Origin of the sequence: Acinetobacter sp. WU_MDCI_Abxc222, from assembly GCF_025514755.1 — a bacterium.
Classification (GTDB): Bacteria; Pseudomonadota; Gammaproteobacteria; order Pseudomonadales; family Moraxellaceae; genus Acinetobacter; species Acinetobacter geminorum.
On record NZ_JAHPVG010000003.1, the window covers coordinates 205,404 to 231,285 of the forward strand.

The following is a 25,882-nucleotide window of genomic DNA, read 5'->3' on the forward strand; positions in this document are numbered from 1 at the left end:
CACCTTTTCTATGCCTATTATTAAAGATAGAGAGAAACGCGTTGATGACTTCAAAATTACATTTTTGTCATTATTAAAATTGAAAACGTACAAGTGCTACACTTACTCTAAATAAGATAGTGGCTACTAAATAGACAATTAAGAAAAAGTTAATGCATTTATAACTTTAGAATTAAACATGCAAGAGGTTTTTATGGACCATCATCATGAAGATAAAAATGGCAATAATACCCATATTGATCCTGTCTGCGGTATGGAGGTAACAGAAGCAAGTAAATTTACTGAGAAAGTTGATCATAAAACTTTTTACTTTTGCAGTGAAAAATGCCACATAAAGTTTAAAAATGATCCTGCTTTTTATATGAATAAAGTCGAAAAAACGAGTACAGCAAAAGAATCTCAAAACATAAATAATATAAATTCAATTGAAGTTAATCAGTTAGCAAATGCGAATACTTCTACAATTTACACATGTCCAATGCATCCTGAAATTCGACAGAATCACCCAGGAAATTGTCCTATTTGCGGTATGACATTAGAACCTTTACTTCCAAACTTAGATGAAGCAGATGAAAATCCTGAGCTCAAGGATTTTAAAAGAAGATTTTGGTATACCTTACCGTTGACCCTGATTGTAGTATTTTTGGCGATGTTTGGTCATCAGCTCAATTGGTTTGAAATGGGAGTACAGAGTTGGATTGAACTCGTGCTTACGTTACCTATTGTTTTGTGGGCAGGGTGGCCTTTTTTCGTTAGATGTTGGCAATCAATTTTAAATCGCAGTCCCAATATGTGGACTTTGATTGGCATTGGTACAGGGGCGGCATTTATATACAGTCTTGTTGGGACTTTGTCACCACAAGTATTTCCAGATTCTTTTATTTCTATGGGGCGTGTCGCTGTATATTTTGAAGCTACAGCTGCCATTATTTCTCTAACATTATTAGGTCAAGTGCTTGAGTTAAAAGCTCGGTCACAAACCTCGGCAGCAATTAAATCTCTACTTGGACTGGCTCCCAAGACTGCAAGAAAAATTAATGATAATGGGCGAGAAGAAGACATTCCACTTTCCCATGTACATGCGGGAGATTTACTACGAGTACGGCCAGGTGAGAAGGTACCAGTTGATGGAGTTATTACCGAAGGTTCAAGCTCTATTGATGAATCGATGTTAACAGGAGAACCTGTTCCGGTTACAAAACGAGTAGGCGACCAAGTGATAGGTGCAACAATCAACATGAATGGTTCATTAGTAATGCGTTCAGAAAAGGTTGGATCTTTAACTGTACTTTCCCAAATAGTTCAAATGGTATCTCAAGCTCAACGTTCAAAAGCACCCATGCAAAGAATGGCAGACCAAGTGGCAGGATGGTTTGTTTTGGTTGTCATTGGTATTTCTATTCTTACTTTTTTCGGTTGGGGAATATTTGGACCAGAACCAAGTTGGGTCTATGGACTAATCAATGCGGTCGCTGTTTTAATTATTGCTTGCCCATGTGCGTTAGGCTTAGCTACACCTATGTCGATTATGGTGGCAACAGGGCGTGGTGCTTCAAATGGCGTACTTTTTCGGGATGCCGCTGCAATAGAAAATTTAAGAAAAGTTGATACTTTAATTATTGATAAAACAGGTACTTTAACAGAAGGTAAGCCATCCTTTGATAAGGTTATTGCTGTTTCAGGGTATGAAGAAAATGAAGTTCTTCGATTAGCTGCCAGTTTAGATCAAGGTAGTGAACATCCTTTAGCAGATGCAATTGTGCGAGCTGCCCGTGAAAGAAATCTTGCACTGACCAAACCGACATCTTTTGAGTCAGGCTCTGGCATTGGTGTTAAGGGCGAGTTAAATGGACAACAATTATCTTTAGGTAATACCGCATTAATGGAACAACTGGGTATATCCGTTGATTCATTTATACCTCAAGCTGAAGAATTAAGATCAGAAGGTGCGAGTGTTATGTATTTAGCTGTTGATGGGCAACTAATAGGATTATTGGCTGTTTCAGATCCAATTAAAATAAGTACACCTGAGGCTGTTCTTTCATTAAAAAATTCAGGTCTAAGAATCGTAATGGCTACAGGGGATGGCTTAACAACAGCTAAGTCAGTTGGTAGTCGCTTAGGGATTGATGAAGTTTATGGGGAAGTTAAACCCGCAGATAAACTGCAACTTGTGCATAAATTGCAAAAAGAAGGAAGAGTGGTTGCAATGGCGGGTGACGGAATTAATGATGCTCCAGCGTTAGCTCAAGCTGATATCGGAATTGCGATGGGAACTGGCACAGACGTTGCAATGAATAGCGCCCAAGTTACTTTAGTAAAAGGTGATTTACGAGGTATCGAGACTGCTCGTTCGTTGTCAGAAGCAACCATTAAAAATATGAAGCAAAATCTTATGTTCGCATTTCTTTATAATGCTTTAGGTATTCCTTTGGCTGCGGGTATTTTATATCCATTTACTGGCTGGTTGCTTTTCCCAATGATTGCAGCTTTGGCTATGAGTTTAAGTTCAGCATCAGTAATTGGTAACGCTTTAAGGCTACGGAGTCAAAACTAGTTGTTTCCGACTACTCATTGAGTTCAGCAAGTAAAAATGAGTAGTCATATATTTTTTACTATAAATTTTTAAAGATAATTTTAAAAATAATATGCCCATCATCATAGTTGGCTTGAATTGTAGCGCCATGTACATCAAGAATTGATTTGGTTATTGCTAGACCTAAACCTGTGCCTTCTTCAACACGCTGTCTTGAAGCATCTGTACGATAAAAACGATCAAATAATCGAGTGAGTTGTTCTTGTGATAGGGGCGAGCTTTCATTTTCAATTGTTAATACAGTCGCATCATTATTCTGTTGGCAATTAATTTTGATGATTGAATCTGATTTACCATATTTGATTGCATTGGATAACAGATTGCTAAGTGCACGACGCAACATTGAAGGATCGCCCTCGACGTAACCTTGACCGGTCTGTTCTAGGGACATGCCTTTTTCAGCAGCAATCGCATCATAAAAATCAAATAATGCTGAGACTTCTTTGACTAAATTCACTCGCTGTAAGTTTGCTCTATGTAAGCCATGTTCTGCTTTTGCAAGAAAGAGCATGTCGGACACCATTCGGGCTAAACGTTCAAACTCTTCTAAATTTGAAAATAGAATTTCCTGATAGGTGGTGATATCTCGAGTACGCGATAAACAAACCTGAGTTTGAGTCATTAAGTTGTTAATAGGTGTTCTCATTTCATGCGCAAGATCAGATGAAAAATCCGAGAGTTTACCTACCGCTGTTTCCAGTCGGTCTAACATATCGTTGAATGCAATAGCTAATGACTTTAGTTCAGTTGGTGTATTGTCGACTTCTAACCGCTCAGAGAGATGCTGAGCTGAAATACCTTCTGCAACCTTTGCCATTTTTTGAACTGGACGGAGTCCACGCCAAGCAGCAAACCACCCTAAAAGCATTAAACAAATTGTACCGATAATACCGATATATAAGAGTTGACGCCTAAACTCATTTAAGAAATGAATATGCTCCGATGTATCAACTCCCACAATAATTTGAGCTGTTGAAATGCTATTATTTTGATCAGAAGCTTTGTTGTAAATTAATCCACGATAAGTTTTATTTTCTATTTTCCATTCAATCCAAGAATTATATTTAGATTTAATGAGAGATTGAGAGTTAATAATTGCAGGGGCCGAGCTAAAAATAATTTGTCCGGTTGGACGCTCAATTTGAACGATTAGATCATGATGACCCACTAAGGCATCTTTTAAATAGAGATTTAAATCTTGAGAGTTGGATGGGTTTTGTTCAAGAAGGTTATGGAGAAGCTGAATTTTACCTTCTAATTGGGTACGGTCCTGTGTTTCGAAATGATGCATGACAAGTTGGTGAATCACCAATCCCATAATCATTAAAATAACTACAGTGGATAGCGTAAAGATAATTGCGATACGAAAGCTAATCGCATTAAACACTTTATGCGTCATCTTCGACCTCTAGTACATAACCCATTCCACGTATATTCTGGATTAGCTTAGGGGTGAAGTTACTATCAATTTTATTTCTTAAACGCTTGATTGCGACTTCTACCACATTGGTATCACTATCAAAATTCATGTCCCATATTTGAGAAGCAATGAGAGTGCGAGGTAAAATTTCTCCACGTCGACGCATGAATAATTCCATCAATGCAAACTCTTTGGCTGTTAAGTCAATACGATGACCAGCACGAGTGACACGTCGCTTACGCAGATCGAGTTCAAGATCGGCAATTGTAATAATATTGCTGTCTTCTTTTTGCTGCCCACGACGAAGTAGGCTCTTTATTCTGGCAAGAAGCTCTGCAAAAGCAAAAGGTTTTACTAGATAATCATCGGCTCCGAGTTCAAGCCCTTTAACTCTGTCTTCAATTTGATCACGGGCCGAGAGAAAAAGAATAGGCATGCTTTTGCCACTTTTTCTGATGTCGCTAATGATCGTCCAACCATCTAATTTCGGTAACATGACATCCAGAATAATCAAGTCATATTCTTCAAAAAGAGCTTGATGTTTACCTGATATTCCATCAGTAACCCAATCGGTAATATATCCAGCTTCAGATAGGCCTTGTTTAAGGTAATCACCCGTTTTTATTTCATCTTCAACCAATAAGATTCTCATGTATAAAAAATCTCATATCATCCATTTAGAATATAATAACGTTATAAACACATGATTCCGCGTAGATTACAAAAATGTCATTTTCAGGTCACATAGATGTCCGTTGGCAAGCGATAGGGTATTTATATATAGCTAATTTTGGAGCAAAAAATGAAAACTCTATTTCGTCGTAGTTTAACAACGCTTATGTGTGTTGGTGCTTTAATCACTGGAACCCAATCTTGGGCAAGCGATGCTAAGCAAACAACGGCTGCAAATGCTGAAATCAAGACTTATTCTAAAGCTGATGAAAAATGCTTAAAACCTTGTTGCATGAAGAGTGAAGGAAAAATGCAGCATGGGAATAAGGCAGATATGTCAAAAATGGATCATTCTAAAATGAGTGAAATGGACCACTCAAAGATGATGAATATGGATCATTCAAAAATGGGTGACATGGATCATTCCAAAATGATGGATATATCAAAAAAATAAAAGAGTGTAGAGCACTGTTTTAGTAAGTACGGTTAAACAGTGCTCTTTGCGGATGTTATTCTAACCCATTGAAAAAATTAATTAATGAGCTTTTTTCTAGCCCATATCACATTGACTCATCAAATCTCTCTAATTATTATCTGTGGTGGAACGGAAGGAGGACACTTTCGAGTGTGCTGATCCTTGGGCTATCAGTCTGTCAACCCTTCTAGTCTTGCCACCATTATTTGACAGTAATTGGTAAGACTCTTCTAAATCAAAAGGAGTCCGCCGTTATGCGTACTAGTTCTTTATTGGCCTCTGCCAAAATCTCTCTATTCATCCCACGTAAACAGTCTTTAAAACGGTTTAATCGACTCTAGGTTTCGCACCTTAAGAATCGTTACGACTAAAAATCATAGCAACAATAAATCTGAGATAGGCGAGCACACCATTATTTGTGCGGCTTTTGCATGCCTGTTTTTAGCGCTCATTTTAAGAGTGACGGCAATTCTATCTCTTTTACTTACAACAAAAAATTATTTTATACGGTATAAAAATGCCAAATTTAGAAGCATCATTTAGAGCACTTCGCGTACTACACGCGGCAAGAGATTTGTTTAATCAATATGGGTTTTACATCGGGATTGACCGAATTATTACGGATGCCAAAATTCCCAAAGCCACTTTTTATAACTATTTTCATTCCAAAGAAAGGCTCATTCAGATGAGCTTAACTTTTCAAACAGATGCATTAAAACATGAGGTGTTTTCAATTACTCATTCGTACCGTGAACTTATGATGTTTGATAAGCTCAAGAAAGTTTTCTTTTTACATGCAAACTTAGGGGGCTTTTATCGTTTGCCATTTAAAGCCATTTTTGAAATTGAAAAGCTTTATCCAGCAGCTTATAAGGTCGTCAGCGACTATCGAAAGTGGTTCATAAATGAAATTTATAAACTGCTTTTAACCGTAAAAGTTACCGCTACAGTTGAAGATGCCTACATGTTTTTGTTTGTGATTGATGGGGCAATGACCCAACTTTTAAGTGCAAATAAAATCGATGAAAGAGATAAATTATTAGAATATTTTATATCGATGCTCGCTTAGATAGGTTAGTACTCTAAAGTTTAATTCTTATAAAAAAGCCCTCCGAAGAGGGCTTTTTATTCAATTTAATTGGGCTTTAAAAATCAAAAGAGGTTTGTAGATAGAACGTACGTGGCAGTCCTACATACTTACCGCCTGTAGAGTCTGTTGAGCGAGTAAAATATTGCTTATCAAAGACGTTTTTGATTCCACCAGCGATTTTTAAACCTTTAACTTGTGAACTTAAGTCATAAGAGGTACGTAGCGCAAAAGTGGTATAACCTGGAATATCTCCATATTTACCATCAGCAGTTTCTTCTGTTTGATAGACATTACTATCTGGAAGATCTGGTGAATGCTGCTTAGATTGAGCAAACATATCCGCATTTAAAGACCATTTATCTACTGTGTAACCTAACCCAACATTACCGACATGACGTGAGTAAAACGGTAAGTCTTTATCTTTGAATTGACCAGCTTCAGCGACTGCTTTGGTGAAAGTATAGTTGCCATATACTTTTAAGCCCTCCAGTGCATCGGATAATTGACCGAAATCATAGCTAATACCTGTTTCGACACCTTTGTGACTGGTTGCCCCTAAGTCTGTCCAAATCCCGTTATTACCAGCATCGCGAACCAATGAAAGCTCTTTATCAAAGTCTAAATAGAACACGGTAAATTCGGCATTTAAACCATTGCCCAAATATTTGGTTCCAATTTCATAGTTGTTCGACTTTTCAGGATGTAACCCTTCGGTTGTAGCCGTTGCGGTTGTTCCTTCAAGACGAGCTAATTGACTGTATTGCTGTGGACCGAAAGATACGCCTGCGTTTGCAAATATATTCCAGTTTTCATTTGCTGAGTACATCACAGACAAACTTGGTAAAAATTCGTCTGAATCAATTTTTGGATAAACAGTATTAGCTTGTCCTTTGTTATAACCTGTGAAGTTATTATGGGTTTCCATTGATTCGAAACGGACACCCGGTGTGATTGTCCAACGGCCGAGTTCCATACGGTTGTCGATATATACAGCATGAGCTTTAGTACCGCCTTCGCTGCTACTACGCGGAGCAAAATCTGGCACTGATGAACCTGCTGCATAAGACGCAGTACGTCCCGCAAATTCAGAACTTTCTTCTTTTAAATAGCGATAACCAACCGTTACTTCATTTTGAGTATTACCAAGTTCATAAATGCGAGAGTAACGCGGTTCAATTGCATAGACTTTATAATCACGTGGAGCAGAGTCGAGGCGCTTGTCACCACTTGCTAAAGTAGTTTCAAGATTACTGGTACGGAAAGAGTCGATGTAGTAACTCAAAACTTCGAAGTTATTTTTTTCATCTTTATGGTTATAACGTAAAGAGACATCAGTACGTCGTCCTGCAAAATAGTTTTTTTCACCAGAAGATTGATAAGGGTTTTCAGCATATTGCGCCTGAGTTAAACCCTCTGGCATTTCGCCTCGACCTTCATAATGATGCAAATTTAAAGCAACTGAGTCTTTATCATTAAATTGATAAGCAGACTTTAGCATTACATCATCGATATCAATCTTGTTATTTGCTTCTCGATAACCGTTTCCTTTAGTCCCTGAATATAAGAGGGCAAGGCCTAATCCATTGTCTAAAGTTCCCCCCACAAATAAATTAGGGCTCAGTTTTACTTGGTCAGTACCAGAAGCATATTCTGAAGTTAGGCTAACAGTTCCGCTAAAATCTTGAGGAATTGATCGAGTAGCAAAGTTAATAATTCCGCCTACGTTTTGAGGCCCAAAACGAACTGACCCAGCACCACGTACAACGTCAACTGACTCAATATTTCCAATTGAAACAGGTGCTAAAGATAACTGTGGCTGACCATACGGTGCAAATGAAAGTGGAACACCATCAACAAGAACTGTTGAGCGAGGTGATAGGCGGGATGCTAAACCACGAACCCCAATATTGAGTGAAACATCACTACCACCTGTGCCACTACTGTCTTGAGCCTGAACGCCAGGAACTTGCTTTAGAGCTTCGCGCAGTGAAGTTGCCGCCGTTTCATCTAAACGCTTACGGTCAATAATAGTTCGAGCGCCAGCATGTTTGTGAACAGTTTCAGCGTTTGCTTCTTCTAACCAGTTACCTTGTGCCTTAATGGTAATAGTCGGTAATGCACTAGTCGTTGTATCTTCAGCATGTGCAGGAAGTGCGAGATAAGTACAAGCAATTCCGATTGCATAGCTAAGCGTAGAAACTTTGAACTTAAAATTTGGTAGTGAAAGAGGGGTTGAGCGGTCCATGTTTATGTATCGAAATCCTAAACGATAATTATAATCATTATAGCGAAAAAGTAACAAAATTTTATAAAATGGCTTATGTTTTTTCTTAGAATTCTAAACAATTTCTAAAATATTAGATTTCTACTCTCATAATTTTAATTCGCATCATCTAAGATAAGTTTGTAATAAAAGCACCTACAACAGAACTTTATGCTGTTCGATAATTTCCACTAACTTTTCACATGACTGATTTATTTTCAATATAGGTGATGTGGCAACACCGAGCATTAAACCTGAAACAGCTTTTTTAGGGTCTTGATACCAAAGAGATAATGGAACGGGAGCTAGATTGAAGGCTAATGCTTCATGAGCAATTTTTTGATCAGATAAAGAAGGCGGTAAATTAATAACTACTGATAAGCCAGCCGTATAGGTTGATAGATTAAATCGTTTTAAAGATTCAATTAATTGATCGCGCTGAGCACCATAATTTCTTTTTGTTCGTCTTAAATGTCTTAAAAAATGTCCCTCATGCATAAACTCTTGGATTGAAAGTTGTAAAGACGGAGATGGAGCGGGTACTAAAGTTGCTGTCGTTTCTGCAAAGTGATTAATCATATGAAAAGGCACAACTGCAAATCCAATTCGCAATTTGGGACTAATTGTTTTACTAAAGCTTCCCAGATGAATAACTCTTCCAGCAGTATCTAATGAAAATAAGGCTGGTGCTGCTCGGCCATCTAATTGCAATTCTCCTAAATAATCATCTTCAATAATCCAACTTTGATTTTTGTGAGCCCAATCTAGTAATTTTAATCTTCTAGCTAAAGAAAGTGACATTCCTAAGGGCGACTGTTGCCCAGGTGTGACTAGTGCGAGGGACGCATCTGGTACACTTTTTATTGCGAACTCTACATCAATCCCATCCTGATCAACAGGAATTGGACATATCTCCATTCTTCCGATTTCAAGAGCATGCTTAGAAAAAGGAAAACCTGGATCTTCAACCCAAGCTTTTTTCTCTGCTAATCCTAAAACGTGTAATGTAAGACCAAGTCCACCAGAGAAACCCGAAGTAATAAATACTTGATCTGGCGTACATTGAATTCCTCTTGATAAAGCCAAATAAGCAGCAATTTCTCGGCGAAGATCATATTCACCTCGAGGATCAGGATAATTGGGCCATCCACTTGACTCATTACGCACAGATCTAGATCTGATTTTTGCAAATAACTTTGCAGGAAAGATTTCCTTTGCGGGAATACCTAATTGAAAAATACCTTGCACAGATGTCATATCTAAATACATCTGTGTAAAAGAACTATTTTTATGACCTTCTTGAGTAGAGTGTAATTTAACTGCTTGATAAGCAACACGTGTACCTTGTGATCTAGATGCAACGATAAATTGACCATCGGCAAGTCTTTCATATGCAACTTTTACAGTACCTCTAGAAACGCCGAGCTGACTGGCCAAATCTATCCATGATGGTAAACGATCACCTTGTTGTAGTGTTCCAGAAATAATGGCTTGTTCAATCCCAAGGCGTATTTGTTCTGCTAAGGGTGTCTTCAATTTACGATCTAAATTAATTTTTAGATGCTGGTACATGCGTAGTACAGCCTTTTAGTACTTTTTTGGTTCATGAATTTATACCACGGATCTATAAAATAAAAACTACCCCCCTATCTTTATGTAGGTTTAATTTAAAATGGAAAAGATCAAAAACAGATTCTTTTTAGGTTTAGCTGTAATGCTTGCAAGCATTACAGCCTCTATGGCACATGAATTAGTTGAAAAAGTTACACCTAATTTTGAACACAAAATTCCTAATATACCGGGCAAGTCGCTTATTGCTTTAGAAGTCGATTACCCACCAGGTGGTGCCTCTATTCCTCATACTCATGCGAAGTCATCTTTTATATATGCCTATGTAGTAGAAGGCAGTATTGAGTCTAAAGTGAATAATGAGAAGCCAAAAATTTATCAAGCAGGTCAGAGTTGGTTTGAAGAACCGGGAGCGGTTCATTCTATTAGTCGTAATGTAAGTAAGACTAAACCAGCAAAGCTATTAGCAGTATTTGTTGTTGATACTGACGATAAAGAATTAGTTACCCCAATAAAATAATTGAAAGTGAATAGGTGTCTATTATGGTTCAACGTATTGATTATAATCAGGTCGCTCCAGCAGGTGTTAAAGCTCTAGGTGGTGTGTATAGCTATGTGATGCAAAGCGGTTTACCAACAGAATTAGTTGAATTGGTTTATCTACGAATATCGCAGATTAATAACTGTGCATATTGTTTGGATATGCATACCAGAGACCTAATCAAGAAAGGCGTAGCAATTGAGAAACTTGCCTTAGTTCAGGCTTGGCAAGAGGGTGGTCATCTCTTTGATGAAAGAGAAAGGGCAGCTCTAGCTTGGGCAGAGTCAGTAACTAAAGTGTCTACGACAGGAGTACCTGATGATGTTTATCAACTTGCTCATTCTGTATTTGAAGAAAAAGAATTGGTTGACTTGACGATAGCCATTAGTTTGATGAATGCCTATAACCGTATGGCGATTAGTTTTAGAAATCCTCCACAAGCTGCAAAATAATATTCAAAAGCCCTCCGAAGAGGGCTTCAAATCTATTTAAAAGTAGGTTGATTTAAGATTTTGTAGACCTTTTCTTTATATACATCATTAGAAATAACACCTTTATCTCGCTGTTGTTTTAGCGATCTAAACTGTTGGCCACGAATTTCTCTTTGAATACCCACATTATCATGATTTCTAATGTAGTAAAGGCTACGCTCATGATCACTCATATTCACTGTTTCATCAGTAAACGAAGAAGGCTTTGCTTCATTTTCTTGATATTGTTTTGCAATTTCAAAAAAATCTACGTTTTGAGAATGAGGAGAATTAAATGAATTTTGCTGTTCAGTCAGCTGATGGTTCTGAGTGTTAGCATTTACTTCAAGCATACTTTTATGCTGATTAAATTTAGGGCGGTTATATTCTTGTTTCATTTGAAATGTGTTTGTTTCAGCAAATGCGGAAGAAGAAAAAAGCCCAATATTTAAAAATAAAAAAGTTAATAAAAATCTATTCATTTCTTTGGAAGTCCAATTGAAATTGAGTAAATCACTGTATTATAACATTAAAATTTATTTTTTTGAAGGTTTGACTTCAAAACTGCTTGATCAACTGGTAAATAATAAGATCTGTAGCGGAGCGTAAAAGCCAATTTAAAAGGCTTTTTACACTCGTTTTTTTAATGTCGTTTTGAATATTCTTCTTTCAATTTATCCAGAAAAATAAAGAGGTTTTGATTCATTTCTTGATAGTCGTGATTTCGTAATTCTTCACGAGTATTCACAAATTTATAATTATGAGCGTCATTTAACTCGACTTCTGAATGTTGAATCAGCAATTCAACTACTTCTGAAGTTAATTCCATATGACATTGTAGGCCATAAACTAATTTGGAATATTCAATAATCTGTCTTGGACAGCCTGCACTAAAAGCAATAATTTTTGCGTTGGGAATTAAACCCGGCATGTCATTATGCCAATGGCCAACTTCGGTCATTTTTCCTAAGTGAGAAAACTTAGAATGTGTTATTCCGTATTCTGTAAGCATAATTGGAAACTTACCAATTTCTCGCTCAGGGCTATGTTCAAATTTGGCACCTAAAGCTTCACCGATCAATTGAGATCCTAGGCATACCCCAATAACCACTTTATTTGCTTCAATTGCTTTTTTAAGCATTGCTTGTTCAGCTAATGAATTAAAGTGAGGGCACATATCTAATGTAGTATCGGGACTTTGTGGGCCACCCATTACAATAAGAAAGTCGATGTCTTCAACAGAAGTTGGCAAAACTTCATTTAAATACACTCTTGAATAGGTAATTTTGAAGTTATTCATTTTGCCCCAAATTTCATATGCGCCAGGCGCTTCAAAATCTTCATGAACAATAAAATGTAACCGCATAACAATCCTTAAAATCTAAACATTAATAGGTAGATCATTGGTTAAAAATCAAGAAAATATTAAAAGTAGAATAGGGCCTTTAATACATCCAGTTTTGAAAACTTATATGGGCCAGCTTTATTTGTTTTTATCGAAGTTGAAATTAATTATTTGTTTTTAAAATACATGCGATATATTTATTGTTAAGTTAAACTAAATTATTCTGGTGTGACAATAGCAGTTCAATTTGTTAAATTGTGTAGTTTTATCAAAGTGGACAAAATTTATGAAGACATTTTTAGTTATATCTTTATTGGGTTTTGGGCTGATTGGTTGTGCTTCATCTCCATATAATTCTCAAGAAAATTATTTGAATAAACCTCCAATAGTTCCAGAGAATAAAGCTTTTAATAGTTTTAAAACACCTGAACACGGGATTTTTACTGATCGAGATGTCTATAATATAAATATATCAGAAAATTCGAATCTAAATTTTCGTTATGAAGTTCCTTTTTAAAGAAAAATAAAATATTAACCAAAAAGGACGGAGCAAAGGTGGCTTAACACCTTTGCTAACTCATAATAATCAATGATTAATACAATCTTTTGGGTGGTTTTTTAAATTTTAAACTGTTAAATTTTAGTTATTGAAAACAAGGTATTTTAAATGAAAAACTTCACTATTATTGCTTCTTTATTTTTATTGGTTGGGTGTACTACTAGTCACAAACAAATCACTCCTGTACAAGTGACTGAAAATAAAATTGCTTCAGAAGCTGAAAAGTATAAAAAACAATATCAAAAGAAAATTTATAAACTATGGGAGATTCCAACATCTTCTTCAGGGATGAGTGCAAGTGTTAAAATATTTTTAAGTGATCGTGGTGAAATTGAGCAAATCATCTTTTTAGATAAAGAAGAACAAAAATTTAAAACTAGTATTGAAAAAGCAATATGGCGTGCAAGTCCATTTGATTTACCTTCTAATCCTGAGGCAAGAAAGCAAGCAAGGAAATTTAATATGAAATTTCAAGTAAAATAAATGAGTTCTTTTTAAATGCTAAGAGCAAATTTATAATTTTAATGGAAATTAAATTTGCTCTTTAGAAGCTTTTTAGTATTGAAATAGTGGATTAGTATGGGCTAGAAAGCCTAAAAAGAAAATTTTTCCTCCCTCCGAAAAAGGCAACATTTCAGTCTAGAAATAGAGTATGACATTTTATTTATAAATTAAAAAAATATAAAAGTTTGTTACATTAATATCAAAAGGTAACATAAATAAAACTTTAACAGACTATGAAGTTATTATAGAAAATAAATAATTCAATAAGAGTTTTAAGAAAAATATGAGTGAATCAAAGAAACCTCATAATGAAAGTAAAGCTGCAAAGGTTGTAGCGTGGTGTGTAATTTTATTTGGAATTGTTTTGGGAATAGCCTTTATTATATCGTATGGGAAAGTCGAAACAAGAAATGATAATTTAGACATTATTCAAGTTTGGTCTACGCAAATGGTAACAATAGGGCTTTTTATTATATTTAATGGCCTACTGTTCGGTTATTTATTTTTAAAAATTAGTAGTATTTTGTACCATCTTGAAAATAATAAAAGATAAAATTTTTGAACAAAATCAATATCTATATTAAGTAGTGCTCAGATTTTATTTGAAATATTTTTAAATGGTATAAAAATTGAAAGTAAATTTTTCAATAACTCTTTCTATTTTGTGAAATAAAGATAATTGATTGGCATTTATTTGGTTAAGTGTGATGTGCTTCATTATGTAATTTCAAAAAACTTGTACTTCTTACATTTAGTTTATGAGTTTTACCCTATCTTACGTAAAAAAAGAATATTTTAAAAAAATATATGAATATACGCATGAGAAGATAGGAGGTTAAGATGCCAAAATATCTAGCTATAGCAGAGAAGGTTTATAAAAAAATTAAAAATGACAACTTGTTTTCTGATGATGTGATAGAAAATTTAAATTGTTTAGTTGGTCTTATTCGTAATGCGATAAAAGGTACTGAATTTAAATTAAAGTATAATTTTATCAATTTTGAAGATTGCTTAACCAAACCCCTTGAGCAATCATCGGTCAAAATTGATTTTAGCCTTATACCTAAGTTTGAAAATGAAGGTGAGTTTATTTTGTGGCTTGCTGGATTTATTGAAAGAATCACTGATGGAGGTAAAGCTCATCTTCCTCCCATTTCTCAGTTGATTCCTCAAGGTTTTAGTATGGGGAGTGAAAGCATTCCAGTAAATCCTTTACCCGCAAAAGAAGAAAATGCAGAAATGATTGTTAATTATTTTAAATCAGATGACTACATTAAAAATAATAAATTACTTTCTTAAAATATAAACAGTTATAAGTTCACTGTACTTTTATTTCTAACTGGTTAGAAATAAAAAACCGCCTTATAAAGGCGGTTTTTTTAGTGATATGTAACTTAAAATGTCTGTTACATAAATGATGATTGTTTCGTGTTGAATGTATCAGCCAATTATCTGAGCATGGAATAACACAAGTTAATAAATAAAGGATGAATCTCATGATAGATGAAGAAAAACCCTTGAATTTTGACGATGAAGAAGAGCCTCTTGATTTTTCAGATGAAGAATTTATCGATGATAAAAAAGAGGATGAGTTATATAACAGCATTACCAAAGATGGTTCCAGTGTAGATCCTGCCGATGATGGTGAGCGACACATTCGCCCTGAGGATGGTGATCCCATAGAAATTGAAGAATAATTCATAGCCCAATTTTATATTGGGCATTTTAATCTTTAGTATCTTAAATAGTTACCTAACGGTATGAGTGTAAATTATGCTGTCTATAGAGCGGATGTACGCTCCCTATTTCAAGAGGATATACGCTTTGGGTTACCGAAAAAAATAAAATAGTAGGGCATTAAATGCAAAAAATATTGAATTATCTCCGCAAGATTTTTAGTGCCAAATCTAGGTCAACTGTTGCGACAAATAGCTCGATTGCTACAGCAATAGACAATAGCGATGAGGAAATTGGTTTTGCAAGTGATGAGTTGTCTCTCAGTCAAGTTGGCTTAAATCAAATCTGTAATTTTGAAGGTTTAAGGCTCAGTGCTTATGATGATGGCGTAGGTGTCTGGAGTATTGGTTATGGTACAACCAGATACCCAAATGGGTCGAGGGTTCAAAAAGGCGATACATGTACTCTTGAGCAGGCACAGGCATATATGAAACATGATTTGAAAATATTTGAGCGTGCAGTCCACAGCGCTGTAAAAGTTCCTTTAAAACAGAATCAATTCGATGCCTTGGTTTCTCTGACTTATAATATTGGGGTTGGTGCTTTTAAAAACTCGACTTTACTAAAAATGTTAAATTCAGGAGATTATAAAGGGGCTGCGAACCAGTTTGATGTATGGATAAACGCAGGGGGTAATCGTTTGTCTGGGTTGGTTAGACGCCGAGCAATTGAAAAGAAATTGTTTTTAGCTTCGTAGTTTTTTTAATTCTTTATAGGGTTTTATCAGAAAAGCCATTCCGATCTTTAATAAAATATAGGCATAAAAAAGCCTGATGCTACGAATCAGGCTTCAGTATTCATCAACAATAGGAGTTGGTGAACAAGACCAATCTAACAGACCTGCTCAGTAAAGGCAAACCGAGGGCTGAATTGCTGAGTCAGATAAAAGTAATTTTCCAAATCATACACATTAAAAAAGCCCTTGCTCGAAAGCGAAGGGCTTAGTCATTCATTGATCTACCAATGAACTATATAAGGCTCATCTCATACTCAGGTCAGTATATCTGAAATTGGAGCAACAGAGAAGGAAAGGGTAGAAATACCTTTCTTATTTTACCTAAACTTAATTTATTCAAGCATGTAGTAAGTTACATCATTGGTAAATCAAGACACAAAACTTGCACTTTGCATTCTTAAGTATGTGGTATTTGTGTGTAGGCCTGATTGGATTGGCTTTGAAAATAGAACAATAGCCGCCTCTAAATTATTCAAGATAAAGTTTTGAACGAACATATTGAAGAGTCTGGTGCTGAATGTAAGCAAGGAAGTAGATATGAATTTGATTAGATTAAAAGAACTTTCATTGATGAGTAATGCTGTTTTGACACCTCAATTAAATAATTGGCCATGTGTTCAATCAGCAAATACAGACGATGCTTGCTCTCACAAGCAGAGAGATAGTTTTTCAGAACAATCTGATAAAAATTTTTATAAAGAATGGCGTAAAGAACAAAAGAAAATACTTAAAAGTATTCCGAGTAATGCTGTTTTACTCAGCATAAAAGATCCTATTTAGTTTAGATGTAAGGCAAGTTTGTAAATATATCCATTTCAGAAATTAGCTTTACTTTATAAAATTTTATAGTGTTAACTAAATATACACACTTAAACAATTAGTTGAAAAAAAAATCCATAAGCTATCCGGATAGCATGCTAAGTTTTTCTCAATCATAAAAATTTAGAAAGGATAAAAACATGAAATTTTCCTACCAAGATCTTGCCGGAAATAATATTGAAGTGGAATGTGAAAGTTATATTCATATACCTTCAGGAACAGCAATAAAATCTACAGAGGGTGGTAATTATCATCTTAATGAAAACTTCAGTTTTTTTAAGAAAACTGAAGCTGATTCTATGCCCGTCTATCGATTTGCTATTGATCGTAATTCTAATGTTTTTAATAGCGATGAGCTTCCAGCATTAGCTCAAATTGGTAAAGATTGGAAAAGTTTAGACTAGTCTTTAACTCAGCATAAAGCCCTCAGTCGAGGGTTTTATAATGTACCTTAAATGAGTTATTTCTTTTTAAATACAAGCGTTAAGCCTATTAAAATTGCAATCATTCCTATTAAGCCTGCAAGCGGCAACTTGTTTTTTAAAATTAAAAAATCTAAAAGTGCAGTAACAACAGGGACTAAATAAAATAGGCTTGTTACATTTACAAGATTGCCCTGATTTAGAAGACGGTAAAGTAAAAGTTGAGCAACCACAGAAATTAAAATTCCAAGAAATAACACCGAAATAATGAGTTGTGAATTCCACGTTATTTCAAAATGTTCAAATGGAACTATAAATAAACAAACTAGAAGGCTAACTACATATTGGAGCGGTAAAACATCTGTAGGGGCTTGTTGAATGTTTTTTTGCATGATGGCACCAAAAGTGATACAGATCAGTGCTGCTAAAGCAAAGAATATTCCGATTGGAGCGATAAAAGACATAGTTAAGCTTTTCCACACTAAAAGTATGAGTCCGGCTAAAGCAATCAATAGACCTAATAATTTCTCTTTTTGTAAATTCTTTTCTAAAAGACAAAGCGTCAAAATTGGCTGTATTCCCATGATTGTGGCCATTAAACCAGGGGTGACTCCGTGAGCCATGGCTTTAAAATAACAAATTGAATAACCTGCAATAATGAGGAGTCCAGTTAATAAAACTTGCTTTCGAGTTCCACGCTTAGGTAAAAGTCTTTTTCTAAAAATAGCAATTAACAACAGAACAAACAAAGCTGTGGCAAAGCGTAGAATTAATAATGCTATAGGTGAGGCACTGTCGAGTCCCCATCGAGTAAAAATCGCAGCACTTCCCCAAAGTAAAACGAAAGTGGATGTCGCACTTTGTGACGCAAGCATCTGTTTATTTAGGCGCATAAAACCTCCTCCTAGTGCGTAATACCTAAGAAATACGAAGTGATAAAATTGTTAGTAAGGACAGTGATTAACGAGTTATTCAGTTGTTAATCAATTTACTGTTAGCGACGTTAAAAAATGAATTGTTTTAACTTCTTATAAGTTCAGTATGAGAGAGACAATAAATAAAGAAAAGCGCATAATTCTTTTATATACTATTTGAAAATCGAATAGATAAATACTAATGACTTTAAAAAATTTACAGATTGATTGGCTAAAGTGTTTTGTCACCGTAGTAGATACAGGCTCGTTATCAAACGCAGCACCGGAGTTATATCGGTCACAGTCAGCTGTTAGCATGCAACTAAAAAAACTTGAAGAAGCTCTACATTGCCAACTTTTAATACGAACGCACCGACAAATTGAATTAACGTCTCAAGGACAGCTACTTTTAGGTTATGCGCGCCGTATTCTCGACTTACATGCAGAAGCCCAAATGGCATTTCACGGAGATGAGCTGAAGGGGCGTATACGCCTTGGGGTGCCCGATGATTATGCTGCAAAATATTTAACGCCTGTACTTAAGCGTTTTGCTCCACGTTATGGAGGTGTTGAAATTGAATTAATTTGTGAGCAGTCTACTTCGTTAATACCACGGGTAGAAACTGGGGATATAGACTTGGCATTAATTTCGAGAGATAACGCTCGTCAAGGAACACTTTTATTTCATGAACCAATGGTGTGGGTAGGCTCTCCACAGTTTGAACTCTGGCGAGAAGATCCACTCCCAATTGCAGTTTATGAAAGTACTAGTCAAGCCAAAAAGAGCGCTATTAATTCATTGGCCTTACAGGGACGCCGTTATCGGGTGGTATACAACAGTTCAAGTTTAGCTGGTCAAATTGCAGCGGTGGAAAGTGGTTTAGCAATTGCCGTGTTCACACAGTGTAGTGCGCCTGAGCATTTAACTATTTTAAGTGCTGATCATGGCCTAGGACCTTTAGAACCTATGGAGGTCGCTGTTTATCGGAGTCGGGCATCTTTGGAGTCTAAAGCTGTAGATCACTTATATGACTTACTCCTCAAAACGCTCAGGCATTCAGTTAATATTTAATTTAAGTTTATGTTAGGTGCTCGGTTTTGAACTTGTTGAGTTAAATTTAAATGAGCGCTTAAAGTCAAAACTAAATAGCTTTACATTTTTGCGCTAAATCTACAAAAAAGCCTAGAAACCTATGCTGATCGTAAAACTAATAAAAAGTATTTATTAACTCATCAATCTAAACAATTCATGAGGTGAAACATGACAAAAATTATAGCGACCTTGGGTTTAGCCGCCTTTATTTCTTTGAGTGTGAGTGCTTGCCAAGGTGAAAACGACACAAAACAGCAAGATAAAACCACAACTCCTCATTCAATGGATAAAGATTCATAATCTAGTTGAATGCCCAAAGCCCATCGTAAGATGGGTTTTTTATATCTTTTTATTTTTGTCTTAAAGTGTGATTTGTAACTCAAAATATTTATTTTTAATGGCGCTGTTCAAAATATGTTGACTAATACACTTGGTTTTAAATATATTTAAATTAGAAACTCATTATTTTAAATAGAACTCTATATTTAAAGTAAATTGGTTCAAATATCCTCAGATCAGAAATTTAACCTTTAAGTTTGATTATAAAAATATTAACTAATCAAGGAGGTAAGTATGGACGCTAAATTTCATTCTGAAAATGAATATGGTTTTATTTTAAGTATATTGAACAACTATGTTGTTATAAAGAAGACATTAAAAGATGATCATTATCCTTATGATTCATTCGGTTATCTTCTTGCTCTTTATCAACCACTAAAAGTCTATATTCCTCAGCTTCCACATCCAAAAATTTATATTGAAGTTGGTGGAATTTCTTATGACAGAATGATTGTTATGCAAACCGAGGACGAGACAGAAGCCATAAATATTTTATTGAGTTTAGGACAACTTGTTGCCTAACAATGAAATGATATTTAAATGCTGAGTTTAATTTACTTAAGAAAAAGCTTTCTTAAGTAAATTCACGAAAAAATAAAGGCCATAAAATAGTTGTTGGAAAAGAGAACTTAAAGAAATTTTTTAATGTTACTATTTATTCTCATTAAACAAAGAACTTAATAAGATACAAAAAGCCACAAAAGCTAAATCTATAACTTTAAAAGAATTTGTTTATATAACTAAGAATATTAAAAAGTAGGTAATCGTCATGAAAAAAATACTTTTAACAGCATTGGCTGGATTTGCTTTATTAGGAAGTAGTGCTGTGATAGCTAAACCAGATGCTGCTTTATTAAAAGAAGCAACAAAAAATGTAGTCACAGTGTCCAAAGTAAAAACTTTGGCTGATGAATCTGGAGTAACTTTAACTGGTACGATCGTAAAGCATATTGCTGGGGATCATTTTGAGTTAAAAGACGCTACGGGTTCAATCATAATTGATATCGATGATGACTTATGGAAACCTCTTGAACTAAAAGCAGGGGATAAAGTACGTGTCGTTGGTGAGGTAGATAAGCATAGAGTTAAGCCTACCGATATTGAAGTTTTCCAAATTGAGCGTGTTAAATAAAAGGTAATATTTTAAGTAAATATTGTTCAAAACCAATGAAAAAGAAAACTCCTATTTTTAGGAGTTTTCTTTTGAAGATAGTAAGTTTTTATTATTGCGTTGCATTAAAAGCCTCATGGTATTTGACATTAGCTTTTGGAATATTGCCCGAGAAAGTTAGAGCCTGAAAATATTCACTCGGTACATCAGGCAAAATTAGCTGAGGATAATTTTTAAAACCAAATCGGCTGTAATAATTTGGATCACCTAATAAAACACATCCTTGAGCGCCAAGTTGTTTTAATTTTTCTAGTGATTTATTGATGAGAAGAGAGCCAACACTGCATCCTTGTTTATTTGGATGAACTGAGATAGGACCTAAACCATACCAACCTATTTCGCCTGAGCTAATCTCAACCGGAGAAATAGCAATATGTCCAATAATAGACTCATCTTCAATTGCAACTAGAGAAATAGTAAGTTGTCCGTGATCTCTTAGACTATTAACAATAAAATGCTCGGTATGACTTGTATGCTCAGCATTTTGAAAAGCTGCTTTTGTCAATTTTTCAATGGCTTCAATATCTTCGGCTTGCTCATCACGAATAATAATATTCATTAAAAATTCTTCCAGACTTATAGATTATCCATATACTTTAACTTTTAAATAATTATTGAAAAGAAAGATAATTAAGATTTCTAAGATACTTTATTTGTTACTGGTTATAAAAAGCAACTACTACTCATCAAAATCATACATAAAGTAAAATTTTATAAAAATTATTTTTAATATAATCACTTTAAAATAATTTTGAGGGTCAATAAGTTGAGAAAAATCATTAAAACATTATTACTATCTACGCTTATTTCAGCTACTTCGTTCACTATCTATGCCAAAAATAATGAGCAAAAAGTTAATTTTTTACAAAGTTCACCACATACCATTTTAACTGGAAAATTTCAGGGCTACGATGATGTAAGGTATAGAGTTTATGCAAAAAAAGGCCAAATATTAAAATTTGATATCAATAGTCTGGGGAATTTAGCCTACATAAATATTTTTGCACCTGGTAAAAAACCAGGTAAAGATAATGCACTATTGATTGGCTCAACTATAGGTTTTAAAGGAGAGCTTACTTTACCAGTTGACGGTGACTATATTATTCAAGTTTATCAAATGCGTAATAGTGCTCGTAAAAATAAAACTGTGAAATATACTTTAGACCTCGAGTTATTAAGCAAAGTGAAACAATAATAATTGATAAAATTTACTAGCTCTCGAGAGCTAGTAAATTTGAAACTTGGTATATTACTAACTATTATATTAAAGAAAATGACTCATGAATGCCTGAGCTTTCAACAAACAGTTGATCATGTGAAACGAGCAATACCGCACCTTCATAACTCTGAATAGCATTAGCAAGTAGCTCTCTAGATTCAATATCCAAATGATTTTCTGGTTCATCTAATAACAGAAGTTCAGGTGCAGGTTCTATCTGGCTAAGGGCCAATAAAGCTACTTTTAGTTTTTCACCACCACTTAGCTGAGACAATAGTTGGATACCTTTATCTCCACGAATTCGAAGTTGACCTAGCAAATTTCTCCATTCGAGTTCTGAAAGTTCATTATTCAGGTGAGATAAATTTTCAATAACAGTCATTTCATCGCATAAAAAGCTAAAGTTCTGGTCGAGATAGAAACACTCTACAGATAGGTGAATGCTGTCACAGGGTTGATTGTTCTGTGCATGAATTGCCTTAAGTAAAGTTGATTTTCCAATACCATTTTGTCCTGTTATATGAATTTTTTGAGCCGCTTGTACTGCTAGATCGATGGGTTTTTGAGTTCCATGTTTCAGTTTCAATTTTTTAATCCGCAGAATTTCACCAGATTTCTTATGAAAAGACGGGAAGACAAACTGTTGAGGTTTAACGGTTTCGAGAAGCAATTTCTTATCTTTTAAATCATTTTGACTGTTTGAAATTTGTCGCTGATGTTGAGACTGTATAGCAGCAATGCTTTGGCCTGCTTGTTCCTTTTTAAAGTCGAGCAAAATCTTGGCTTGAGAATTTGATTCTCTTAATTTATTGCCAGCACGCTCTCGTTTTTGAGCTTTCATTAATACATCATGTTGCTTTTGCTTCATGTGCTTAACTTCACGTTGGCTCTGTTGAATAGATTGCTCTAGAGCTGCAATATTGGTTTGATACGGCCCATAAAATTTTTCATAATTTCCGGTGGTGTGATGTAGACCATGTTCATTTAAATGATAAATATGGTCGACTTCATTTAATAAAGTCCGATCATGGCTAATGATAAGACTACCTGCTGGGTGTTTTTTTAAATGATCGATTAACCATTGTCTAGACTGCTGATCTAGATGATTGCTAGGCTCATCAAGTAATAGATAGTGGCCTGATTTTAAAAATAAACAGCTTAGAGCCAATTTGGTTTTTTGACCTTCACTTAAATTTTTAACTGGGAAATCTAAATCTGTTGGTAAACCAGCTGATTCTAAGAGGTTGTTCCATAAAGTGGGCAGGTCCCATTTACCTTCCAATAAATCATAATCATCGAAGTCGGCATTACCTTGTTCAACTCTTTTAAAAGCGTCGTAAATATCTAAAATATCTAAGGCTTCAGCAATTGTAAGTGCTGTCAAACGATGCGATTGAGGTAAATACGCATGTTTTACATGCCAAGATATTTGCCCTGATGTAACAACTGAATCTAATGCAAGTGTCTCATTTAACATTTGCATAAGCAAAGATTTGCCTTGGCCATTACGACCAATTAGGGCAGAGACCTGATTCGATTCAAGACTAAAATTTAGATGCTTAAACATTACCTTTGAAGGGAACTCTAAGGTAAGGCGCGATATTACACATGCCTGCTGAGTCATAAAAAACCTCATAAATACAGGATGTACAAAATAGGAGAATGATAATTTTTAATAGAGACGGTAAATCACAAAAATAGTCTATTTTGCACATCAAAAAAAGAAAAAATTGATGAGAAAAAAGACTTACTTCATTGGCGTGACTCACGAAATTGATGGAATAGTGAACTATTCTATAGAGTTTTTTACTGGGTGTAAAATTTCTATAAGTTATTTTATTAAAAAGCCCAATCTAATGATTGGGCTTTTATCTTTCAAGAATTTTACTCTTTTACGACTAAAACTTGAATCTTGGTGCTATTTAAAACATCTTGAGCAAAACTTCCCAAAATTAGTTTTTGGAAACCTTTACGGCCATGCGAACCAATCACAATCAAATCAGAACCTAAGTCTTCTACGGCTTTCAAAATACCATCTGAAGAAATTTCACCTTGAATGATTTGAGTTTCTGCATCAATGCCTTCTTCAGCACATAAAGCTTTAACTTTTGCGAGAGTTTTTTCTGCATTAGCACGTGCTTCAACAAAATAATCTTTTACAACAGGTGAGATGTAATAAAAATCTACGCCACTAAAAGGATCTACCGCAACCAAACTAATGGCGGTCAATTTACTACCAAATGCTTTTGCAATATGAGCTGCTTGTCGAGCTGCTGCTAAAGAAATCTCGGAACCGTCTACTGGTACAATAATATGTTGGTAATTCATGATGTTATTCCTCTTATTTACAGTTGTTATATGTATGAAGCTTTATTAATTAAAGATTAACATATTTCATTCTTTGGAGACATCTATTCAATTAAAAGTAATTGAAATTAAATAAAATAAATATAAATCAAATAATTGAGTTGATTACTTTGCTAGTTTTGAACTGGTAGGTAAGCTATAGACCTATAATTATTAATATTTACATGAAAATTACAAAAAATTACGGTTCATATTTCTGTCACAAAGAAGCCGTATAACAAAATAGTGAATTAAGGGGGGACTAAGGAAGATGGCAGATTTAACAGCAAAGAAAGTCAATAAACTCATTGAAGAATTCCGTCAAACAGGTAACGAACCGCAAAAGTTAATTATTGGTTACAAAACATATGCCAGACTGATGACTGAAGATAAATTTGCAGAAAAAGTTGTACCTTCACTAGAAGATTCAAAAGAACGCTTATATAAAAACCTAAAAATTAAACTTGTGACTGAAAAGCATTACTTTGAAATTAAATAAAAGTTATGTGAATTCCATCACTGTTTATTAAACTAAAGTAACATTAAATAAGTTTAATAACATGATTATTGTATGAAGATACAAATTAATAGTGTAATCAACATTTGAAAACAGCAATCGTTTATAAACTCGATAGAATAAATTGCTTTTATTTTAAGTAGTGGAATAAATTGAAATGCCAACATTCAGTGTAATTATATTTTATATTTTAGCTATATTAGGCACCCTAGCTATTATTGGTGGAGTAATCAGTTTAAGTGTTTTTTTAATTATTATTGGATTAGGTCTGTTATTTGCAGCACTTTTATTAAAAAAAGAGTTTAAGATAGATGTTTTATTTTGGAAATAAATATAATATTTATTTGTAATTTAATCTATTTATAAAATTATTTAAATATAACTGACATAAAAAATGTCAGTTTTAAAAATTAAATTATTTTTCATCCTAATAGAATATTTAATAGCCATTATTTGATCAAAATAATTACAAAAAAATATCTGATTAGAATATTTTAATTTCATTTAAGTATTTAAAAATAAAAAAGTTTCAATTAGGATAAAAGTAAAGTAGTAAGACCATTTTAGCTATTAAACAATAACAAAGTGAGGTAGGCATGACTTATAAGTATGAGTATGCGGGGTTCTGGTTAAGATTTGGCGCAATGATTATTGATAGTCTTATTCTTTGTTTAGCAATTATTCCAGCCGCATGGATTTTTTATCGGGGAGATTACGACTTAGTATTTGCTACAGGCTTAAGTAGTCAGCCACAAAATTATTGGTTCGACTTAATTGTGAACTACGCATTTCCTTTTTTATATTCAATTTTATGTTGGTTGTATTTTGCAGGTACACCTGGCAAACGGTTGATGCGATTAAAAGTTTTAGATGAAAAAACAGGTAATAAGCTCACAGTTATGCAGAGCATTATTCGATATATTGGCTATATTCCATCAATTTTAGTATTTGGTATTGGTCTTTTTTGGGTGGCATTTGACGCTAAAAAACAAGGCTGGCACGACAAAATGGCAAAAACAGTCGTAGTAAGAGAGTTATAAGAAATTATACTAAAAAGCGTTCATA

General features: G+C 34.5%; 31 protein-coding genes and 1 pseudogene. 22 read left to right on the forward strand and 10 right to left on the reverse strand.

Annotation, left to right across the window (positions count from 1 at the left end):
- Window positions 1-193: 193 nt before the first annotated feature.
- Window positions 194-2,557: a heavy metal translocating P-type ATPase gene (locus KTJ10_RS06890; protein WP_262441658.1), complete on the forward strand. Its 2,364-nt coding sequence runs from the start codon at window positions 194-196 to the stop codon at window positions 2,555-2,557.
- 58 nt (window positions 2,558-2,615) lie between these two features.
- On the opposite strand, the gene KTJ10_RS06895 is transcribed toward KTJ10_RS06890, so the two are convergent.
- Together KTJ10_RS06895 and KTJ10_RS06900 are read right to left on the reverse strand one after the other, a co-directional pair.
- The gene (locus KTJ10_RS06895; RefSeq protein ID WP_262441659.1) at window positions 2,616-3,995 is read right to left on the reverse strand and encodes a heavy metal sensor histidine kinase; all 1,380 of its coding nucleotides are present in this window, start codon (window positions 3,993-3,995) and stop codon (window positions 2,616-2,618) included.
- Window positions 3,985-4,668 (reverse strand): heavy metal response regulator transcription factor, encoded by a 684-nt coding sequence (locus KTJ10_RS06900; protein WP_233733660.1) that lies wholly within the window; start codon window positions 4,666-4,668, stop codon window positions 3,985-3,987. Before KTJ10_RS06900 ends, KTJ10_RS06895 begins: the two co-directional genes overlap by 11 nt.
- Before the next feature lie 150 nt (window positions 4,669-4,818).
- On the opposite strand from KTJ10_RS06900, the gene KTJ10_RS06905 reads away from it, so the two are divergent.
- Window positions 4,819-5,142: a hypothetical protein gene (locus KTJ10_RS06905; RefSeq protein WP_262441660.1), complete on the forward strand. Its 324-nt coding sequence runs from the start codon at window positions 4,819-4,821 to the stop codon at window positions 5,140-5,142.
- 538 nt (window positions 5,143-5,680) lie between these two features.
- Window positions 5,681-6,232, forward strand: coding sequence for a TetR/AcrR family transcriptional regulator (locus tag KTJ10_RS06910; protein WP_262441661.1), 552 nt, complete (start codon window positions 5,681-5,683; stop codon window positions 6,230-6,232).
- 76 nt (window positions 6,233-6,308) lie between these two features.
- Here KTJ10_RS06910 and KTJ10_RS06915 read toward each other — a convergent pair whose 3' ends face one another.
- Both KTJ10_RS06915 and KTJ10_RS06920 read right to left on the reverse strand, forming a co-directional pair.
- Window positions 6,309-8,498: a TonB-dependent receptor family protein gene (locus tag KTJ10_RS06915; RefSeq protein ID WP_262441662.1), complete on the reverse strand. Its 2,190-nt coding sequence runs from the start codon at window positions 8,496-8,498 to the stop codon at window positions 6,309-6,311.
- A 174-nt stretch (window positions 8,499-8,672) separates the two neighbouring features.
- On the reverse strand, window positions 8,673-10,088 hold the full coding sequence (locus tag KTJ10_RS06920) for a PLP-dependent aminotransferase family protein (protein ID WP_262441663.1): 1,416 nt from the start codon (window positions 10,086-10,088) through the stop codon (window positions 8,673-8,675).
- A gap of 100 nt (window positions 10,089-10,188) precedes the next feature.
- Between KTJ10_RS06920 and KTJ10_RS06925 the strand changes: the two genes are divergently transcribed.
- Both KTJ10_RS06925 and KTJ10_RS06930 read left to right on the forward strand, forming a co-directional pair.
- Window positions 10,189-10,605, forward strand: a complete 417-nt coding sequence (locus KTJ10_RS06925) for a cupin domain-containing protein (RefSeq protein ID WP_262441664.1) — start codon at window positions 10,189-10,191, stop codon at window positions 10,603-10,605.
- A 23-nt stretch (window positions 10,606-10,628) separates the two neighbouring features.
- On the forward strand, window positions 10,629-11,078 hold the full coding sequence (locus tag KTJ10_RS06930) for a carboxymuconolactone decarboxylase family protein (protein WP_199977842.1): 450 nt from the start codon (window positions 10,629-10,631) through the stop codon (window positions 11,076-11,078).
- Window positions 11,079-11,110: 32 nt separating this feature from the next.
- Here the strand turns inward: KTJ10_RS06930 and KTJ10_RS06935 are convergent, their stop codons facing one another.
- Together KTJ10_RS06935 and KTJ10_RS06940 are read right to left on the reverse strand one after the other, a co-directional pair.
- Complete coding sequence (locus tag KTJ10_RS06935) at window positions 11,111-11,578, reverse strand: hypothetical protein (RefSeq protein WP_199977840.1); 468 nt, start codon at window positions 11,576-11,578, stop codon at window positions 11,111-11,113.
- Between the two features lie 161 nt (window positions 11,579-11,739).
- Window positions 11,740-12,462 (reverse strand): type 1 glutamine amidotransferase, encoded by a 723-nt coding sequence (locus tag KTJ10_RS06940; RefSeq protein WP_086266366.1) that lies wholly within the window; start codon window positions 12,460-12,462, stop codon window positions 11,740-11,742.
- Between the two features lie 265 nt (window positions 12,463-12,727).
- On the opposite strand from KTJ10_RS06940, the gene KTJ10_RS06945 reads away from it, so the two are divergent.
- The 8 genes from KTJ10_RS06945 to KTJ10_RS06980 all read left to right on the forward strand — a co-directional run bounded on the left by KTJ10_RS06945 (window position 12,728) and on the right by KTJ10_RS06980 (window position 17,200).
- Window positions 12,728-12,958, forward strand: coding sequence for a hypothetical protein (locus tag KTJ10_RS06945; RefSeq protein ID WP_005068685.1), 231 nt, complete (start codon window positions 12,728-12,730; stop codon window positions 12,956-12,958).
- A gap of 150 nt (window positions 12,959-13,108) precedes the next feature.
- A complete protein-coding gene (locus tag KTJ10_RS06950) occupies window positions 13,109-13,483 on the forward strand; it encodes a TonB C-terminal domain-containing protein (RefSeq protein WP_262441665.1) in 375 nt (124 codons plus the stop codon).
- Window positions 13,484-13,787: 304 nt separating this feature from the next.
- Window positions 13,788-14,057, forward strand: coding sequence for a hypothetical protein (locus KTJ10_RS06955; protein WP_262441666.1), 270 nt, complete (start codon window positions 13,788-13,790; stop codon window positions 14,055-14,057).
- Window positions 14,058-14,344: 287 nt separating this feature from the next.
- A complete protein-coding gene (locus KTJ10_RS06960) occupies window positions 14,345-14,803 on the forward strand; it encodes a hypothetical protein (protein ID WP_262441667.1) in 459 nt (152 codons plus the stop codon).
- Window positions 14,804-15,000: 197 nt separating this feature from the next.
- Complete coding sequence (locus tag KTJ10_RS06965) at window positions 15,001-15,201, forward strand: hypothetical protein (protein WP_262441668.1); 201 nt, start codon at window positions 15,001-15,003, stop codon at window positions 15,199-15,201.
- 164 nt (window positions 15,202-15,365) lie between these two features.
- Entirely contained in the window at window positions 15,366-15,938 is a 573-nt protein-coding gene (locus tag KTJ10_RS06970) for a lysozyme (protein ID WP_262441669.1), read from the forward strand.
- Between the two features lie 576 nt (window positions 15,939-16,514).
- Window positions 16,515-16,757, forward strand: coding sequence for a hypothetical protein (locus tag KTJ10_RS06975; RefSeq protein ID WP_262441670.1), 243 nt, complete (start codon window positions 16,515-16,517; stop codon window positions 16,755-16,757).
- Between the two features lie 179 nt (window positions 16,758-16,936).
- A complete protein-coding gene (locus KTJ10_RS06980) occupies window positions 16,937-17,200 on the forward strand; it encodes a hypothetical protein (RefSeq protein ID WP_262441671.1) in 264 nt (87 codons plus the stop codon).
- 56 nt (window positions 17,201-17,256) lie between these two features.
- On the opposite strand, the gene KTJ10_RS06985 is transcribed toward KTJ10_RS06980, so the two are convergent.
- Window positions 17,257-18,111, reverse strand: a complete 855-nt coding sequence (locus KTJ10_RS06985) for a DMT family transporter (protein WP_262441672.1) — start codon at window positions 18,109-18,111, stop codon at window positions 17,257-17,259.
- A 223-nt stretch (window positions 18,112-18,334) separates the two neighbouring features.
- Here KTJ10_RS06985 and KTJ10_RS06990 point away from each other — a divergent pair, with 223 nt between their 5' ends.
- The 4 genes from KTJ10_RS06990 to KTJ10_RS07005 all read left to right on the forward strand — a co-directional run bounded on the left by KTJ10_RS06990 (window position 18,335) and on the right by KTJ10_RS07005 (window position 20,696).
- Window positions 18,335-19,204, forward strand: a complete 870-nt coding sequence (locus KTJ10_RS06990) for a LysR family transcriptional regulator (protein WP_005073761.1) — start codon at window positions 18,335-18,337, stop codon at window positions 19,202-19,204.
- A 189-nt stretch (window positions 19,205-19,393) separates the two neighbouring features.
- Entirely contained in the window at window positions 19,394-19,525 is a 132-nt protein-coding gene (locus KTJ10_RS06995) for a hypothetical protein (RefSeq protein WP_002114618.1), read from the forward strand.
- A 273-nt stretch (window positions 19,526-19,798) separates the two neighbouring features.
- Complete coding sequence (locus KTJ10_RS07000) at window positions 19,799-20,086, forward strand: hypothetical protein (protein ID WP_032007430.1); 288 nt, start codon at window positions 19,799-19,801, stop codon at window positions 20,084-20,086.
- A gap of 247 nt (window positions 20,087-20,333) precedes the next feature.
- A complete protein-coding gene (locus KTJ10_RS07005; protein WP_057070421.1) occupies window positions 20,334-20,696 on the forward strand; it encodes a NirD/YgiW/YdeI family stress tolerance protein in 363 nt (120 codons plus the stop codon).
- A gap of 91 nt (window positions 20,697-20,787) precedes the next feature.
- On the opposite strand, the gene KTJ10_RS07010 is transcribed toward KTJ10_RS07005, so the two are convergent.
- On the reverse strand, window positions 20,788-21,294 hold the full coding sequence (locus tag KTJ10_RS07010; RefSeq protein WP_262441673.1) for a GNAT family N-acetyltransferase: 507 nt from the start codon (window positions 21,292-21,294) through the stop codon (window positions 20,788-20,790).
- A gap of 84 nt (window positions 21,295-21,378) precedes the next feature.
- On the opposite strand from KTJ10_RS07010, the pseudogene KTJ10_RS07015 reads away from it, so the two are divergent.
- Together KTJ10_RS07015 and KTJ10_RS07020 are read left to right on the forward strand one after the other, a co-directional pair.
- Window positions 21,379-21,465, forward strand: a pseudogene (locus KTJ10_RS07015) (hypothetical protein); the annotation flags it as partial.
- Window positions 21,466-21,501: 36 nt separating this feature from the next.
- A complete protein-coding gene (locus KTJ10_RS07020) occupies window positions 21,502-21,930 on the forward strand; it encodes a hypothetical protein (RefSeq protein WP_002115181.1) in 429 nt (142 codons plus the stop codon).
- Window positions 21,931-21,994: 64 nt separating this feature from the next.
- On the opposite strand, the gene KTJ10_RS07025 is transcribed toward KTJ10_RS07020, so the two are convergent.
- Together KTJ10_RS07025 and KTJ10_RS07030 are read right to left on the reverse strand one after the other, a co-directional pair.
- A complete protein-coding gene (locus KTJ10_RS07025; protein ID WP_262441674.1) occupies window positions 21,995-23,578 on the reverse strand; it encodes an ATP-binding cassette domain-containing protein in 1,584 nt (527 codons plus the stop codon).
- Between the two features lie 260 nt (window positions 23,579-23,838).
- On the reverse strand, window positions 23,839-24,282 hold the full coding sequence (locus tag KTJ10_RS07030; RefSeq protein ID WP_002115225.1) for a universal stress protein: 444 nt from the start codon (window positions 24,280-24,282) through the stop codon (window positions 23,839-23,841).
- A 289-nt stretch (window positions 24,283-24,571) separates the two neighbouring features.
- Between KTJ10_RS07030 and KTJ10_RS07035 the strand changes: the two genes are divergently transcribed.
- The 3 genes from KTJ10_RS07035 to KTJ10_RS07045 all read left to right on the forward strand — a co-directional run bounded on the left by KTJ10_RS07035 (window position 24,572) and on the right by KTJ10_RS07045 (window position 25,857).
- A complete protein-coding gene (locus tag KTJ10_RS07035) occupies window positions 24,572-24,799 on the forward strand; it encodes a hypothetical protein (protein ID WP_017480910.1) in 228 nt (75 codons plus the stop codon).
- A 175-nt stretch (window positions 24,800-24,974) separates the two neighbouring features.
- Window positions 24,975-25,148: a hypothetical protein gene (locus KTJ10_RS07040; RefSeq protein ID WP_075384142.1), complete on the forward strand. Its 174-nt coding sequence runs from the start codon at window positions 24,975-24,977 to the stop codon at window positions 25,146-25,148.
- 265 nt (window positions 25,149-25,413) lie between these two features.
- Window positions 25,414-25,857 (forward strand): RDD family protein, encoded by a 444-nt coding sequence (locus KTJ10_RS07045; RefSeq protein ID WP_057086085.1) that lies wholly within the window; start codon window positions 25,414-25,416, stop codon window positions 25,855-25,857.
- Window positions 25,858-25,882: the final 25 nt, after the last annotated feature.